At 63.0% G+C, this 16,421-nt stretch carries 14 protein-coding genes; 7 read left to right on the top strand and 7 right to left on the bottom strand.

What is annotated here, in order from left to right; all coding sequences use genetic code 11:
* Window positions 1–156: 156 nt before the first annotated feature.
* Entirely contained in the window at window positions 157–1,938 is a 1,782-nt protein-coding gene (gcl, locus tag NA645_RS01825) for a glyoxylate carboligase (RefSeq protein ID WP_256047229.1), read from the bottom strand.
* Window positions 1,939–2,053: 115 nt separating this feature from the next.
* Here gcl and NA645_RS01820 point away from each other — a divergent pair, with 115 nt between their 5' ends.
* From NA645_RS01820 to NA645_RS01800, 5 genes are all read left to right on the top strand, one after another.
* The gene (locus tag NA645_RS01820) at window positions 2,054–2,962 is read left to right on the top strand and encodes a LysR substrate-binding domain-containing protein (protein WP_256047228.1); all 909 of its coding nucleotides are present in this window, start codon (window positions 2,054–2,056) and stop codon (window positions 2,960–2,962) included.
* Between the two features lie 259 nt (window positions 2,963–3,221).
* The gene (xth, locus tag NA645_RS01815) at window positions 3,222–4,055 is read left to right on the top strand and encodes an exodeoxyribonuclease III (protein WP_256047227.1); all 834 of its coding nucleotides are present in this window, start codon (window positions 3,222–3,224) and stop codon (window positions 4,053–4,055) included.
* Window positions 4,056–4,196: 141 nt separating this feature from the next.
* Window positions 4,197–5,396 (top strand): sensor domain-containing phosphodiesterase, encoded by a 1,200-nt coding sequence (locus NA645_RS01810; protein WP_256047280.1) that lies wholly within the window; start codon window positions 4,197–4,199, stop codon window positions 5,394–5,396.
* 206 nt (window positions 5,397–5,602) lie between these two features.
* Window positions 5,603–6,010, top strand: coding sequence for a DUF2946 domain-containing protein (locus NA645_RS01805; RefSeq protein WP_256047226.1), 408 nt, complete (start codon window positions 5,603–5,605; stop codon window positions 6,008–6,010).
* Between the two features lie 98 nt (window positions 6,011–6,108).
* Window positions 6,109–7,500, top strand: a complete 1,392-nt coding sequence (locus tag NA645_RS01800; protein WP_256047225.1) for a PepSY-associated TM helix domain-containing protein — start codon at window positions 6,109–6,111, stop codon at window positions 7,498–7,500.
* A gap of 4 nt (window positions 7,501–7,504) precedes the next feature.
* On the opposite strand, the gene NA645_RS01795 is transcribed toward NA645_RS01800, so the two are convergent.
* The 3 genes from NA645_RS01795 to NA645_RS01785 are packed head-to-tail and all read right to left on the bottom strand — an operon-like array spanning window position 7,505 to window position 11,651.
* On the bottom strand, window positions 7,505–8,896 hold the full coding sequence (locus NA645_RS01795) for an efflux transporter outer membrane subunit (protein WP_256047224.1): 1,392 nt from the start codon (window positions 8,894–8,896) through the stop codon (window positions 7,505–7,507).
* Window positions 8,893–10,077, bottom strand: a complete 1,185-nt coding sequence (locus NA645_RS01790; RefSeq protein WP_423836550.1) for an HlyD family secretion protein — start codon at window positions 10,075–10,077, stop codon at window positions 8,893–8,895. Before NA645_RS01790 ends, NA645_RS01795 begins: the two co-directional genes overlap by 4 nt.
* Window positions 10,074–11,651: an MFS transporter gene (locus NA645_RS01785; protein ID WP_256047223.1), complete on the bottom strand. Its 1,578-nt coding sequence runs from the start codon at window positions 11,649–11,651 to the stop codon at window positions 10,074–10,076. The genes NA645_RS01790 and NA645_RS01785 overlap by 4 nt, the downstream gene beginning before the upstream one ends.
* A 273-nt stretch (window positions 11,652–11,924) precedes the next feature.
* Between NA645_RS01785 and NA645_RS01780 the strand changes: the two genes are divergently transcribed.
* A complete protein-coding gene (locus NA645_RS01780) occupies window positions 11,925–12,377 on the top strand; it encodes a PA2169 family four-helix-bundle protein (protein ID WP_131650586.1) in 453 nt (150 codons plus the stop codon).
* A 121-nt stretch (window positions 12,378–12,498) separates the two neighbouring features.
* Window positions 12,499–13,419, top strand: a complete 921-nt coding sequence (locus NA645_RS01775) for an AraC family transcriptional regulator (RefSeq protein ID WP_256047222.1) — start codon at window positions 12,499–12,501, stop codon at window positions 13,417–13,419.
* Between the two features lie 3 nt (window positions 13,420–13,422).
* On the opposite strand, the gene NA645_RS01770 is transcribed toward NA645_RS01775, so the two are convergent.
* The 3 genes from NA645_RS01770 to NA645_RS01760 all read right to left on the bottom strand — a co-directional run bounded on the left by NA645_RS01770 (window position 13,423) and on the right by NA645_RS01760 (window position 16,352).
* Window positions 13,423–13,884, bottom strand: coding sequence for a carboxymuconolactone decarboxylase family protein (locus NA645_RS01770; RefSeq protein ID WP_256047221.1), 462 nt, complete (start codon window positions 13,882–13,884; stop codon window positions 13,423–13,425).
* A 10-nt stretch (window positions 13,885–13,894) separates the two neighbouring features.
* The gene (locus NA645_RS01765; RefSeq protein ID WP_256047220.1) at window positions 13,895–14,632 is read right to left on the bottom strand and encodes an SDR family oxidoreductase; all 738 of its coding nucleotides are present in this window, start codon (window positions 14,630–14,632) and stop codon (window positions 13,895–13,897) included.
* Window positions 14,633–14,819: 187 nt separating this feature from the next.
* Entirely contained in the window at window positions 14,820–16,352 is a 1,533-nt protein-coding gene (locus NA645_RS01760) for a sialate O-acetylesterase (RefSeq protein WP_423836549.1), read from the bottom strand.
* Window positions 16,353–16,421 lie beyond the last annotated feature (69 nt).

Below are 16,421 nucleotides of genomic sequence, written 5' to 3'. Positions count from 1 at the left end.
TCCTGCGTCTGTAGGGACAGTTGGGTGTTGCATGTGGTGGTGCGATACCACCCGAGGTGTTGCGTTGTGGTGGATGCTTCGCGATATCCACCCTACGTTCACTTTCGTAGGGTGGACGACCGCGAAGCGTCGTCCACGCGTTTGGTTACGGCTGCCTCAATCCAGCAGCGCGACCGCGGTCGGCGCATCCTCGCGACCGTTGGCCAACTCCTCGAACTCGTTGATGGCGTCGATCTCGGTGCCCATGGCGATGTTGGTCACTCGCTCCAGGATCACCTCAATCACGACCGGTACCTGATGCTCGGCCATCCAGGCCTGGGCCTGCTCGATGGCCGGTTGCAGGTCTTCCTGCTTGAACACGCGGATCGCCTTGCAGCCCAGACCCTCGACCACCGCGACGTGGTCGACGCCGTAACCTTCCATACCGCTCTGGTCGGCGTTGATGTTCTCGAAGCCCAGCTGTACGCAGTAGTCCATCTCGAAGCCGCGCTGCGCCTGGCGAATCAGACCCAGGTAAGCGTTGTTCACCAGGATGTGGATGTAGGGCAGCTTGAACTGCGCACCCACGGCCAGCTCCTCAATCATGAACTGGAAGTCATAGTCGCCTGACAGCGCCACGACCTTGCGCGTCGGGTCCGCTGCAACCACACCCAGTGCCGCCGGAATGGTCCAGCCGAGCGGGCCGGCCTGGCCGCAGTTGATCCAGTGGCGCGGCTTGTAGACGTGCAGGAACTGCGCGGCGGCGATCTGCGACAGACCGATGGTGCTGACGTAGCAGGCGTCCTTGCCGAACGCGTTGTTCATGCACTGGTACACACGCTGCGGCTTCATCGGTACCGAATCGAAGTGCGTCTTGCGCAGCAGGGTACGTTTGCGCTCCTGGCAATCGGCAGCCCAGGCGTTGCGATTCGGCAGCTTGCCGGCGGCCTTGCGCTCCTTGGCCACTTCGACGAACAGCTTCAGCGCAGCGCCGGCATCGGAGGTGATGCCGAAGTCCGGCGAGAACACCCGGCCGATCTGGGTCGGCTCGATATCCACGTGTACGAACTTACGATCCTTGGTGTAGACCTCGACCGAACCGGTGTGACGGTTGGCCCAGCGGTTGCCGATACCGAGCACGAAATCCGAGGCCAGCATGTTGGCGTTGCCGTAGCGATGGCTGGTCTGCAGACCGCACATGCCGGCCATCAGCGGATGGTCATCAGGAATCGAACCCCAGCCCATCAGGGTCGGGATCACCGGCACGCCTACGGTTTCGGCGAACTCGACCAGCAACTCTTCGGCGCCGGCGTTGTAGATGCCACCACCGGCGACGATCAGCGGGCGCTCAGCAGCGCAGAGCATGTCGATGGCTTTCTCGACTTGCTTGCGGGTGGCCGCAGGCTTGTAAACAGAAAGCGGCTCGTAGGTGTCGACGTCGAATTCGATCTCGGCCATCTGCACGTCGAACGGCAGATCGATCAGCACAGGACCGGGACGGCCCGAGCGCATTACGTGGAAAGCCTGCTGGAACACGCGTGGCACCAGTGCCGGCTCGCGTACGGTGACGGCCCACTTGGTGACCGGCTTGGCAATGGATTCGATATCCACGGCCTGGAAGTCTTCTTTATAAAGACGTGCACGCGGCGCCTGGCCGGTGATGCAGAGAATCGGGATGGAGTCGGCCCAGGCCGAGTACAGACCGGTGATCATGTCGGTGCCGGCCGGGCCGGACGTACCGATGCACACGCCGATATTGCCGGCCTTGGTGCGGGTGTAGCCCTCGGCCATGTGCGAGGCGCCTTCGACGTGGCGCGCCAGGATATGGCGGATGCTGCCGTCGGCACGCAGGGCGGAATACAACGGGTTGATCGCGGCACCGGGGATGCCGAAGGCGGTGTCGATGCCTTCCTTGCGCAACACCGCTACTGCGGCATCGATTGCTCTCATTCGGGCCATGGATCATTCCTCCTACGTTTACTCGATAGTTTTTATACGTGACCCAAGGATGCAGGGCTGGAACGAAAGGCGGAATTGGTCGAAACTTCAGTTCTGTCGATATCAGGAGTATCGAATGGATCGTTACACAGCCGTACATAGCTTCGTGCTGGTCGCCGAAGCCGGCAGCTTCGCCGCCGCCGCATTGAAGGAAGGAGTGACGCCCGTGGTGATGGGCCGCCGCCTCGATGCGTTGGAGCGGCACCTGGGCGTCAAGCTGATGCACCGCTCCACACGTGGGCTGGCGCTGACCGACCTGGGCGAGCAGTACCTGGAGCGCGCGCGCGGATTGCTCAAGGATTTCGACGAGGCCGATGCCAGCATTGCCAAGGACCGCACCTCGGTGCGCGGCCATCTGGTGATCTCGGCGCCGGCGGCATTCGGTCGCCGGCATATCGGCCCGCATGCGCCGGCCTTCCAGGCGCGCTTTCCGGATCTGCAGCTGTCGTTCAACTTCACCGACAGCGTGGTCGACCTGGTGCGCCATGGTTACGACATGGGCATCCGCATCGGCGAGGTCACCGACCCCAACTACGTGGCGGTCAAGCTGTTCCCCAATCGCCGGGTGGTCTGTGGCGCGCCGGATTATTTCGAGCGTCAGGGCGTGCCGCGCGAGCTGGAAGACCTGACGCGGCATAACTGCCTGGCCTTCAACCTACAGGGTGGGCAACAGCGCGGCTGGACCTTCCTGCGCGACGGCAAGCAGGTGGCGGTGCGGGTGGACGGCAACCTCGACTGCAACGATGGCGAGCTGCTGTTCGACTGGGTCAAGCAGGGCCTGGGCATCGGCTGGCGCTCGACCTGGGAAATCCAGGCCGAACTCAAACGCGGCGAGCTGGTGACGGTGCTCGACGAATACGCACTATCGGCTTACGACATCCAGGCGGTCTACCCGCAGCAGCGCTACCTGCCGGCCAAGGTGCGCTTCTTCATCGATTATTTGAAGGCGATCTACAACGCACCGGGCTATTGGGAAACCCGCTGAGCCGGGCCTCGCTGTTGGGGTGGATCGGAGCACATTCCGTCCGTCCTCATCTTCCAGGGCGCTTTTGGCGGGCTGAAGCGGAGCGCCGCCCGGCCCACCCTACGCCTGATCCGAACCACGAAGTAGGGTGGGCTTCAGCCCACCGTTATCGCCGAAAAGGCGTGTCGTCCTGCAGAGTTCCACGCAAGGCCAGCTGACGCGAACCTCGCACCGCCACCGCGAGTCACAACAAGGGTCATCTATCGGTTCGAGGCAGCCTGTGGACTCCCTGAAAATCGCCACCTTCAACATCAACGGCATCCGCGCGCGCCGCACCAATCTGCTCGAATGGTTGGAGCGTGAGCAGCCCGACGTGGTTTGCCTGCAGGAGCTGAAGGCGCAGGACGCCGACTTCCCTATCGACGACATCCGTGCCGCCGGCTACGGCGCGATCTGGCATGGGCAGAAGTCCTGGAATGGCGTAGCGATCCTGTCGCGCGGCGACGACCCATTGGAGATTCGTCGCGGTCTGCCGGGTGATCCCGACGACAGTCACAGCCGTTATCTTGAAGCCGCAGCCCACGGCATCATCGTTGCCTGCCTCTACCTGCCCAACGGCAACCCGCAGCCGGGGCCGAAGTTCGAGTACAAGCTGGCCTGGTTCGAGCGCCTGATTCAGCATGCCGAAGGGCTGCTGAACAGCGGACATCCGGTGGTGCTGGCCGGCGATTACAACGTGGTGCCTACCGACGAGGACATCTACAACCCGCGCTCGTGGACCAAGGATGCGTTGCTGCAGCCGGAAAGCCGCGAGTGCTATCAACGTCTTCTAAGCCAAGGCTGGACCGACGCCTTGCGCGCCCAATACCCCAACGAGCGCATCTACACCTTCTGGGACTACTTCCGCCAGCACTGGCAAAAGGATTCCGGCCTGCGTATCGATCACCTGCTGCTCAGCAAAGACCTGGCGCCGCGTCTGAAAGATGCCGGCGTGGACCGCTGGGTTCGCGACCAGGAACACGCCAGCGATCATGCACCAACTTGGGTCGAACTGGCCTCCGACGTGTCGCCAAAAAAGCCGACCAAGCGCCGGTCGTCGACGAAAGCGGGGTAGCTCAAGAATGGGCACTAGGCTCAAAACAAGGCTCTGCTGCGTATTTCTCTGAAGCCGCCAAGGCGCCTGGATTCTTCCGATGGAAGATGGCGAGGAATGGTTATGTTGAACCGCGATTCTGATGGGGTTACCGGCAGCGAAATGTCGTTGATGGTCGACGGGTTTGAGCGTGGAAGGTTATCCATTGGCGAGATGCTTACCGAAGCGCTGGAGCTGGTTCGTCACCATTTACGAATGGAGGTGGCGTTCATCGGCGAGTTTCGGGACGGAAGGCGCGTATTTCGTTATATCGAAGGGCAATACCGCTCGATGTCGCTGGCCGTTGGCGACGGTAGACTGCTAGAGGAAAGCTACTGCCAGCGCATCGTCGATGGACGTTTACCGGAACTCATCCGCAACGCTGGCGAATTACAGGAAGCGCTGGCACTCCCGGCGACCCGGGCGTTGCCCGTCGGTGCACACATGAGCGTACCGATTCGCTTCAGTGATGGTTCGCTTTACGGGACCTTCTGCTGTTTCAGTACGCAACCCGACGAAACCCTGAACGAGGCCGATCTGGAAACGTTACGCCTGTTCGCCCGTTTTGCCGGAAGGGTACTCGAGCGGCACGCGCTCAGCGAACAACAGCGCAATGAAAAACTCGAGCGCATCAAGGCGGTCATCGCCCAGCGTGATTGCTGGATGGTCTACCAGCCGATCTTCCATCTGGTGCACAACAGCATCATCGGCTACGAAGCGCTGGCGCGGTTTCGCCCAGAGCCATATCGCTCGCCGGATGTCTGGATAGACGAGGCGGGCGAGGTCGGGTTGCGCGCGGAACTGGAAACCATGCTTCTCGAAACGGCGCTCGAGGCACTACCGTTGATTCCCGAAGACCAATACCTGTCCCTTAATGTCTGCCCCGACGCACTGCTAAATGGCACGGTGGTGGCGTTGCTCGCCAACCAGCCGTTGCATCGCTTGATGCTCGAAGTGACGGAGCACAAATCCATCGTCGACTACGCGCTGGTCGCCGCCATTCTCGAACCGCTACGTCAAGGTGGGCTGCGGCTCGCTGTCGACGATGCGGGCGCCGGCTATGCCAGCTTTCGCCACATCCTCAAGCTCAAGCCTGATGTCATCAAGCTCGACCGCAGCCTGATCAGCAATGTCGATAGCGACAACGATACCTGCGCGTTGGCTGCTGCGCTGATCCGCTTCGCCGAGCAGACCGGTAGTAACATCATTGCCGAGGGCGTCGAGACGGATGCAGAACTGACGACCTTGCGAGGCCTGCAGGTGACCAAGGCGCAGGGCTTTCTACTTGGAATGCCGAAGCCGTTGGACGAAGCGGCAGGCTGAGCGTCCAAACCGCTGAATGTCTGGTTACCTTGCAGAAGAAGTGCGCGCGTTCGGGATACGGGCGGGTCAGTTCTATCGTCGTGGCGTGGTGCGCACCAACCGGGAAATCTACAATCCAATTCGCCACGCACCGCCTCCAGAGCCGTCATTCAGTCATTGCTCTGTAAGATTGCCGTGTTTTCGTCCTGCCGGAGCTATCAGTTTTCATGCACCGTCCCCGTCGCGTCCCGATCTGGATAGCCGCTCTGGCCTTGCTGCTGCATCTGTTCGCGATGCCACTGATGGGGGCCGGTGCGCCGGGCATGCCCGGGCACTGCCCGATGGCCGAGGCCAGCCGGCACGTTTCTTCCCATTTCACCGCGCATAACGGCCACGCGACGGCTATTGACCACGCGGCGCAGGGCAGTGAGTCCGCACCGAAGCCACTGCATCACCTCGGCATGCCTTGCTGTTGCGCTGGTTCGGCATCAATGGCTGCGATACCCACCACCGCGACGGAACTGCACGAGCCGCGGCGAGTGCAGCGCAATGCCTTACCGTTCGACCTGGCACCGCCGTTGTCGCTGCGTTATCGCTGGCCCAGCCTCAACCCTCGTGCTTCTCCGCTCACCTGATTGCCTCTGCTGAATCCGGCCACCGCTAGTAGCGGTCGTCCGCGTCGCCAATCCTGCAGCGCCGGGTTGGTTGTATTTCTCGATTCGAGTGAGCTTTCATGCCGTCTTCCCATGTCCAGCCTGAGGCGCCGCCTCTTGCATCCCGGACGCAGCGACCCTTGCTAGCGCTGCTGATCCGCCTGCACCTCTACGTTGGCCTATTCGTCGGGCCTTTCATCCTCATCGCGGCCTTGAGCGGCTTGGTTTATGCGCTGACGCCGCAGCTAGAGAACCGGCTGTATGCCGAACAGCTGTTCGTCGACAGTAGCGGTCCGGCGCTGCCGCTGGCACGCCAGATCGAAATCGCACAAGCGCACATCGGCGATGCGGCAATGCTGTCGGCGGTGCGTCCGGCACCTCTACCTGGCACCACCACACGCGTAATGTTCAGCGCGCCGGAGCTGGGACCGTCGGAGAGCCGCGCCGTGTTCATCGACCCGGTAACGGCTGAGATCCGCGGCGATCTGCTGGTTTACGGTACCACCGGAATACTGCCGCTGCGCACATGGCTCGATCAGTTTCACCGCAGCCTGTTACTGGGCGAGCCGGGCCGGATCTATAGCGAGCTGGCCGCCTCCTGGTTATGGGTCGCGGCGCTGGGTGGACTGGCGCTCTGGGTTATCCGGCGCCAGGGTAATCGCAAGGCGAGCGTGGCCAGGACGCAACCGCTGCGGCGCTGGCATGCCACGCTGGGGCTGTGGCTGGTGGTGGGCTTGTTGTTCTTCTCCGCCACCGGTCTGACGTGGTCGCGCTGGGCGGGGGACAACATCGGCGTCGCGCGGGCGGCGCTGGGGATGTCCACGCCGAGCGTGTCCACGGCGCTGACCGGCGAGCCGGTGGCACCGGCGGGTGAACATGCCCATCACGTCGGAATGCAGATGGCTGCAGCTGAGCCGGGTGATCCTGCCTTATTCGATGCTGTGTTGGCTGCTGCGCGCCGCGCCGGTATCGACGCTGGCAAGCTGGAAATCGTCCCGGCGGCAGGCCCTGATCGCGCTTGGACGGTGACCGAGATCGACCGCAGCTGGCCGACCCAGGTCGACGCGGTGGCCATCGATCCGCGCTTGCTGACGGTCACTGATCGCATCGATTTCGCCACCTTCCCGCTGGCGGCCAAGCTGACGCGCTGGGGTATCGATGCGCATATGGGCTCGCTGTTCGGCCTAGCCAATCAACTGTTGCTTGCCGTCACCGCGCTCGGTCTGGCGACGCTGGTGATCTGGGGTTACCTGATGTGGTGGCGCCGCCGCTCGCCGGTGCGCAGCGCCGGTGTGCTCACCGCGCTGCGCGATCTGTCGCTGGCAGCTCGAGCGCTGACGGTAGCACTCGCGGCGCTGTTTGGTTACTGCCTGCCGGTGCTCGGCGGCAGTCTGCTGGTATTCCTCGTTGCCGAATGGGCACTCGGCGGAGCCCAGCACACGGATCGCAAGACTCTGCGTCAGCCGGGCTGAGCCTTCAACGCTCGGCGGTGGCCTGCCAACCACCGCCGAGTACCTGATAAAGGCTGATCAGCGCATTGAGCTGGCTTTCGCGCAGTTGCACGGCGGTCAGCTCGGTGTTGAACAGGTTGCGCTGGGCGTCGAGGGTTTCCAGATAGGACGAATAGCCTGCGCGGTACCGATCCTCAGCGAAGGTCAGCGAGCGCTCAAGAACTGCGCGGCGAGCCTCGACGCGCTCGATCTGCTGCCGCAGATTGCCCACCGCCGAAAGGCTGTTTTCGACCTCCGCGAATGCCTCCAGCGCAATCGCGCGATAGGCGAAGGCCGCTTCATTGCGTTGCGCGACTGCGATGTTCACGCCCGCTTCCAGGCGCCCGGCGTCGAAGATCGGTGCCAGCACGCTCGCACCGATATCCCAGACGCGGACCGGGTCGTAATCGAGTGAATTGACGAACAGCTGGCCGAGGCTGGCTGACACCTGCACCTGTGGCAAAAAGCGGTCGCGCTGGGCTTGGAGGTTAAGGTCGCTGGCCGCCAGCAGCAGTTCGGCCTGATGGATATCCGGCCGCCGCCGCAGCAGTTCCGATGGCAACACGGCGGGCACGCTTGGCGATTCGAGCGCGAGCAACCCGGCGCCGCGCTGCACCGTGCCCGATAGTGCTCCGGTGAGCATACGCAGCGCGTTTTCCTGCTCGCGAATCGCCTGTTCCAGCTGGGGCAGCAGCTGCGCTGCGGCTTCGTATTCGGACTGCGCCTGCGTCAGTTCAAGTTGCGAGGTGTAGCCGAGGCTGGCGCGGTCCTCGGCGACACGCAGCGCCTGCAGGCGCGACTCGATGGTTTCGCGGGTCACGTACAGCTGCCGATCCAGCGACAGCAGCGAGACATAGGCGCGTGCCGTGGTGCTGGCGACGGCCAGGCGCACCGCGTCGCGTTCGGCCTCGCTGGCCTGATATTGCAGCTCCGCGGCTTCGCGCAGACGCCGCAGCCGGCCCCAGATATCCAGCTCGTAAGACACCTGCAGCGAGGGCTGTACCGCCGTGGTATGGGCGATGCCGAGTACGCTGAGCTCGCGCGTGCGTTGCGCACCCAGCACCGCGTCGAGATTGGGCAGCAGCGAGGCGTGGGACAGACGGATCTGCTCGCGTGCCTGTTCGACCCGCGACGCGGCGATCAGCACGTCGGTGTTATGTGCCAGTGCCGCTTCGACCAGTGTCGTCAGCTGCGGATCACCAAACGCCCGCCACCAGTTCGCGGAGATTTCGGCTGTGCGCGCCGCCTCGTCGCGCCATTGCGTGGGCGGGGTAAATGCAGCTTCGGGCGGCAGCGGCTGGCGCGGTGGCATGCAGCCTGCCAGTGTGATCAGCAACAGGCCCGACAGCAATCCCGGAACGCGAAACTGACGATTCATCGCCTGTCATCCGCTGCCGTTTCGGCGGTTGTGGCGTCGCGGCTGGTATCCACATGAGTGACAACCGACAGCCCCGGTCGCAGGCGTTGGCTCAACGGCTGGTTCGGATCAATGGAAATGCGCACCGGTATCCGCTGCACCACCTTGGTGAAATTACCGGTCGCATTATCCGGACGTAGCACGCTGAATTCCGAGCCGGTGGCCGGTGCCAAACGCTGTACACGTCCGCTCAGGCGAGCACCGTCCAGTGCGTCGACCTCAATGGACACCGGCTGGCCTGGGCGCATGGCGAAGGTCTGGGTTTCCTTGTAATTGGCGATCACCCAAAGCTGCTCCGGCACTAGATAGAGCAGCTGCGAGCCGGCCGCGACGTACTGGCCCTGGCGCACCGTGACTTCGCTGACCTGGCCGTCGCGTGGCGCTTCGATGACCGTATTGTCCAGGTCAATCTGCGCCCGCTTCAATGCCGCTTCGGCAATCTCCACTTGCGCCTGAAGTCTGCCGCGTGAGACTTCGCTGGCCTTCAACGTCTGCTCGGCAATAGCGATGGCGGCCTGGGCCTGCTTCACGTTTGCCGCCGCTGCGCGGGCGCTGGCGCGGATCTGGTCGCGCTCACGAATCGAGACCGAGCCGCGTTCGGCCAGCTCGTTGACGCGTTTTTCATCGGCCAGGGCGCGTTGCAGCTCCGCTTCGGCGGCCGACAGCTCGGCGCGGCGTGACGCCAGCGTGGCGCGATTGGAAGCCAGGGTCTGTTCGAGGTTTTCTAGCCCGAAACGCTGCGCGGCCAGCTCGGCACGGCGCTGCTCGACCAGTTGGCGATACTGTCGATCATCGATGCGCACCAGCGGCTGGCCGCGCGCGACTTGCTCGAAATCCTGTACCAGCACCTCGGTAACGTAGCCGTTGACCTGCGGTGCGAGCACGGTGATCTGCCCGCGCACATAGGCGTTTTCGGTGACCGCGACACGGTCGGTGAACGGCCACAGCTGCCAGGCATAGAGGATCGCCAGGACGCCGGCCAGCGCGACAAGCGTCATCAGAATGACCGAGCGGCGGCTCGGTTTGATCGTCTTCGGCGGATCGTCCGGTGCCGGCCCGGCGTCCGTCATCGCGGCTGAGGGCTGCGGTGGTTGAGCCGTCTGCAAGGCTTCTTCTTCGTCGGGTCGTTTGGTTTCACTCATGGAGGCGGGGCGTTCCTGTTCTGCCGCGCGAGGCGCAATGTGTGATAGAGCGTCCAGCCGAACACGCCGATGGCGAGCATGCCGATCAGCCGGAATACATCATTGAAGGCCAACACGTTGGCTTCACGCGTGGTCGCTTGGCTCAGCTGCGCCGCGCTCTGTGCCTGGCGCAATTGAGGGTCGCTCTGGCGCGGCGCCAGCGCCTGGCTCTGGGCTTGCAGTCGCTGCGCGATACGCGGATCGCTCGGCACCACCTGCTCGGTCAGATGGCTGGAGTGGTACTTTTCGCGAACCACCTGATAGGTGCCGAACAACGCTGGCGCTGCCAGCCCGCCGAGGCTTTGGGTCATGGTGAACAGCACGATGAAGCTGACCAGATAATTTGGACCATTACGCAGCGCTTTGCCGATGCCGGTGATCAACAGCGGGCCGAGGAACATGCCACTGGCGAAGGCCAGCAGGCCCTGACTGAGGAACATGTCGTGCGGGCGGGTGAGGTTGGTGGCGTCGAGGTCGAGGAAGCTGGCGACCGCGATCAACACGATCGACAGCAAAATCTGCGGCAACGCCGTGGTGGGGCTGAAGGTCATCGCGCTGCCAGCGATGCCCATGCTTAGCCCAAGCAGAATCACTGCATACAGTGGCTGTAGCTGTTCGGTGCCCATGCCCAAAGTCTGCAGCAGGCCGACCGCGCCGTAGGTCTGCTCTGACAACAACAGACGCAGCGCCAAGGCACCGAAGGCGAAGCGCAGCATTTCAGCGGTGCCGAGCCAGCGGGTGTGCAGCAGGGGATTACGTCTGTGGTGTTCGATCATGAACGCCGTGCACATCAGCAACAGTGCGGCGATCAGTGCGTAGCCGAGCCAGGGCTCCTCGGTCCACCAAAGTATTCGGCCCTGGGCCAGCACCGCGGCGATCAACGCCAGCGCCGGGGCGAGTAGGGCAAAGGTAAGGAAGTCCAGCGGCTCGAAGACCTTGATGCGCTCGCCCAAGGGCAGCTTGAGCACCACCACCGCCGCCAGCGAACAAAGCGCAAGCCCGCTTTCGAACACGTAGAGACGGTGCCATTCACCCAGATCCAAGAGTGCCGGCGACATCAGCCAGGCGAGAGGTGTGCCCAGCTGAGATATGCCGAAACCGAGAATCACCCCCTTGGGCAGATCCGCCTTGCGAAACGCCTGCAACATGTAGAACAGCCCCAGGGAAGAGGTAGTGGCTGCCGCCAGGCCACTGGCAGCGCGAACGAACACTGCCATTTCCAGCCCTTCGACGAAAACGTGAGCGATGCTCAGCAGCGCATACAACGTCAGCCCGATCTCGGCGAAGCGACGCAAGCCGTACTGCTGGCGGAATTTGATCATCAACAAATTGGCCGAGACGTTGACCATGAAGTAGGCCGCCGGCAACCAGGCGGCTTGTGACGGCGTCAGGCCAAGGTCGCCCTGAATGCTCGGCAGGTTGGCAATGAACAGTGCGTTGCCCAAGCCGCCGGTTAGCCCGACCAGCACGGCAACACAGGCATAGGCGATGCGCATCGGCATCGGATGCAGCAGGATTGCCGGCGAACCGGGCATGGATGGGCGTTCGTGCGGTTCCCAGCGAGGAACGGGGGCGAGGTATTCCGGCATGGTTCGCAGGCTCGGCGGCGAGGTCTCAGCGTTATGTGCGTGTCTGCCGAGACGGCAGACATTCTTGGGACAATTGCCAGCGCGAAACGGTTGGTCGAAGTGCGTCGATGGCAGATCACTCGGCAGATCGGCTGAACCTTTGACGAAGCGGGGCAGTCGACTTAACAGGTTGGCCGTGTTGTTTCCGGCCGTTTTAGCAAGCCCCAGGAGGATTGTTCAATGGATACCAAAGACACCATTTCCGTACTCAACGACCTCATCGAAACCAGCAAGGACGGCGAGAAAGGCTTCCGCGAATGCGCCGAAGATCTTAAGAATCCCCAGCTGAAGACCACCATGACCCAGCGTGCACAGGACTGCGCCACGGCCGCCGCCGAACTGCAGCAACTGGTGCGTACCCTGGGCGGTGATCCGGAGACTTCCACCAGCGTTGCGGGAGACATGCACCGTCGCTGGGTCGACCTTAAATCAATGGTCACGGGTAAAAGCGACGAAGCGATTCTCAACGAATGCGAGCGTGGCGAAGACGTGGCCCTAAAGAGCTATCGCAAGGCGCTCGAAAAGGACCTGCCAGCCGATATTCGCGTGGTGGTTCAGCGCCAGTTCCAGGGCGTGCAACGCAACCACGATCAGGTCAAGGCGCTGCGTGACGCAGAACGCGCCCGTAGCTGATCGTGCATTGCTTCGAAAATTGCCGGCTAACGCCGGCTTTTTTTGGAAGATAATTGGCGGCAGGCGGCATAGCGGGTCAACAACAGCTACGCTGATTCCCTTCGTATCCAGGAGCCTGCCCATGAATTCATTCATCGCTCCGTCAGACGATGAAACCCGCGCGCAGCGCGCCGAGCTGGCGCAGCTAGTCGAACGTTTCGTCGACGGTGATGGCGTGCACCCGACCGCCATCGATCCCCTGCACTTGATTCGCTGCGCAGAGCCGGGCGAGCCGGTCTGGGGTGTGCACAAGCCGGCACTTTGCATCATCGTGCAGGGTGGCAAGGAAGTGCGCTTGGCCGACGAGCTGTACTGCTATGACCCGCTGCATTACCTGGTGGTCTCGGTCACGCTCCCGGTGGGAGGTTGCGTAGTGCGCGCCTCGCCGCAAGAGCCCTACTTGTGCATCAGGCTCGACATCGATCCGTCGGTGATCGCCGGGTTGATCAGTGAATCCGGCCAGCTCGCTGAAGTGGACGAGGCACCAGGGCGCGGCCTGTATCTGGACCGTATCGACGCGCCGTTGCTCGACGCGACCCTGCGTCTGGTGCGCTTGTTGGATAAGCCAAAGGACATTCCGGTACTGGCACCGCTGGCGCTGCGCGAAATCTTCTATCGCCTGCTCTGCGGGCCGCAGGGCCAGCATTTGCAGGAGGTCGCGTTGCAGGGTAGCCAGTCGCATCGGGTAACCCGCGCCATCGAGTGGCTCAACCAGAACTATGTCGCGCCGCTGCGCATCGAGGATTTGGCGCGGCGGGTCAATCTCAGCAGCTCCAGCCTGCATCACCGGTTCAAGGCGCTGACCGCTATGAGCCCGTTGCAATACCAGAAACAGCTCAGGTTGCAGGAGGCTCGGAGGTTGTTGATGGCCGAAGGGATGGAGGTGTCGGTCGCGGGTTACCGGGTCGGCTACGAAAGCCCCTCGCAATTCAGTCGCGAATACAGCCGGCTGTTCGGTGCCTCCCCGGTCAAGGACATGGCGCGGCTACGCAGCATCGCCTGAGCCTCAACGCGTCGCTGCCGGGTCCGGCACTTCCCGCAGCGCTTGCGCCGCATCGATGGCGCGCGGAAAGCCAGCGGTAACGGTGGTCAGGTAGATCACTTCCTTCAGCTCATCGCGCGTGACCCCGAGCCGCAGCGCATAGCCGGCATGGACCTTCAGGTACGGCAGGTTGCCTTGCGCGGCGAACGCAGCGACTGTCGCCAATTGGCGGGTGCGATCGTCCAGGCCTGGGCGAGCCCAGACATCACCGAGCGCGTAGGCGGTAACGCCCTCGGCGAGAAAGGGATAGTCCCGCTGTAGGGCTTCGAGCACCGGTTGCCCGGCACCACCGGAAAGCCGCTCCATTACCTTCATGCCTCGCTCGTGCTGCTCGTCCTCGTCGGCTGCGCAGGAGGCGGCAGCCGATAAGCCAGTGAGCAATGCCAGTCCAGCTGCAATCAGGGTTCTGCTTGCATTGCCATTCATGGGTGTCTCCTCAGTAGGGGCTGGCGGTCGGGCGGACGATCAGCTCGCTGACGTCTACATCGGCTGGCTGATCGATGGCATAGGCAATCGCGCGAGCAATGGCCTCGGCGGGAATGGCGATCTGGCGGAAGTCGCGCATGGCCGACCGAGCGTCTGCGTCAGAAATGCTCTCGGCGAGTTCGGATTCGGTCACGCCGGGGGATATCAACGTGACGCGGATGTCGCCACCGACCTCCTGGCGCAGCCCTTCGCTGATGGCGCGTACTGCATATTTGGTCGCGCAATACACCGCAGCGGTCGGGCTCACCGCGTAGGCGCCAATGGAGGCGATGTTGATGAACTGCCCGCTGCGCTGACGTTGCATCAGCGGCAGTCCGGCGGCGATGCCGTGCAGCACGCCGCGGATGTTCACGTCGATCATTCGGTCCCATTCGTCGACCTTCAGCGCCTCCAGCTTCGAAAGCGGCATCACGCCGGCGTTGTTGACGATGACGTCGACGCGCCCGAACTGCTGCTCGGCGAAGTCGATGAAGCCCTGCATCTCGGCGCGGCTCGTAACGTCCAGCGCCCGGACCACCGCGCTGCCGCCGTTATCGTTGATCGAGGCGGCCAGCGCTTCGAGGCGTTCCAGCCGTCGTGCGCCAAGAACCACTCGCGCGCCCTGGCTGGCCAGCAGGCGCGCCGTCGCTTCACCGATGCCGCTGCTGGCACCGGTGATGGCGATGACTTTTCCGTTGATGTTCGACATGCGCAGACCCTCCGATTGCATTCATGGATGCAGCACTGCTGTGCTGTGAGATGAATGCTAGTGAGTACGCATGGCGGGTGTTAGGCGGATTCTGCCGGGTGCTTGCCTGATTCTGGCGGTCCGTATCCTCGTGCCGGTGCTCCGGGCGCAGGCGTCGCGCGCCGGAGACCAGTGTCGTGCTGGACGGTCAGCGCGTTCGAGCGGCTTCGTCGGTCTTGGCCTCGATCTCGAACGCGATGCTCCAGTTATGCAGCGGGTAGGGTTCATCCACCAGCGTGTCGATATTGGCTTCCGGCCACATGCCTTCGTCCGGCAGGTACTCGTAGTGGGCGTCAGCCAGGGTGGGATCGCTGTCACGCAGTTCGCCAGCGCCGCCGACCGCGCGGCTGGCGTAACGAATGCGCGGCGTACCGCTCAGGTCGCGTCCGGCAATCAGGCGCACAATCGTACCGGCGGCGATCTCGACTCTTTCGATCGGCACCTCACCTTGCTCGTCGCTCATGGTGAAACCCCGGCCGTCGATCATTCGCGCCTGATGGCCAAGGTAGGGTTCCTCGAAGGTCAGCGGAGGATGCGGTACGTGAAAATCGATGAGGATCTCACGTCCCTCGACCGTGGCGCCAAGCGGCGACAAAGGCACCCAATTGCGGCGCTCGACCGCGACCTGGTGGTAAACCTTGCCAAGCATCTGGCCGAACCAGCGATAACCGTTGGCTGACAGATGCGTGCCCTTGTCCACGTAGGGGTAAACCGGGCCGGCCAGATACCAGTTGGGCTCTTCCTGCGCCAGTTCCCATTGGGCCATGCCGATGTCGAGGGTGCCGTCCACGACCGAGGTTTTGGCGTCGGTCTGGTAGCTAATGAAGGCAGGCATACGTTGCTGCCCGATGGCCTGCGCGGTGTCGGCGTAGAGGTCATCGCGCAGCTGGCGCAGCATTGTCTTGTAGTTTTCCTTGTCGTTGATCCCACCCTGAACCTCGGCGTAATCGTACTCGCCCTGTAACCAGAACAAGGCGCTGAGGCTGTAGCTCGCTCCTTCCCCATCCGCCAGTTGCTTGGCCTGATCGACGGCTTGCAACACCCGTTGGTACTCGTTGGTGCCACCAACCTTGGACAGTTGCGCAATGGAACGTCCCGACGTGGCGGCGTTGCTGGCGACGAAAAGGTGCTCGGGGTCGGCCTCGACGCGGTGCTTTTCCAGATACAGCCGGCGCGCCATGTTCAGCGCGCCGACTTCCACGGACTCGCCTTCTTCCTGGGCGTGCTTTTCCAGCTTCGCTACCGCGTCGTTGTCGAGAATGATTTTGGGGTCCCGCTTGAATTGCACCACCGCCTTGAGCGGCTTGAACGCCGCTTCCCCGACCGGTACGAAGCGATCGCCACTGAAAGTTGCCGAACGTGTTGAATCGCCCAGCATAAGATTGTCGTAGCCCGGCTGTCTCGACAGTGCTGGCCAGCCTTCGGCGGCAGAAGCCAGCGACTGACCGTAGGTGATGATGTGGTTGTACTTCGCGCTCGGGGCGGGGGAGAGGTGATTGGGCTTGGCCATCAACTGTTCGGTGAGGCGCTTGTTCTGCGCATCGCGGTCGATCAGAGACTGCTCGTCAGCCAGCAAGGGTAGCGAGCAGCTCATCAGCAATACGCCCATCAACGCCGCGGCATTTCGCTTGGTGGTTGCGGAGCGGGCAAGCGGACTGAGGTCGTCCCGAGGGATGCGCATGGTCGATTCCTTCTGGTTTGATGCAGACGATTAGCAAAAGCCGGGGCGAACCGCAGCGGCTCGGAACTC

Origin of the sequence: Stutzerimonas stutzeri, assembly GCF_024448955.1 — a bacterium.
In the GTDB taxonomy this organism is placed as follows: domain Bacteria; phylum Pseudomonadota; class Gammaproteobacteria; order Pseudomonadales; family Pseudomonadaceae; genus Stutzerimonas; species Stutzerimonas stutzeri_AQ.
Note: the sequence above shows the minus strand (reverse complement) of the source record. Positions and strands in the feature narration are given on the sequence as shown.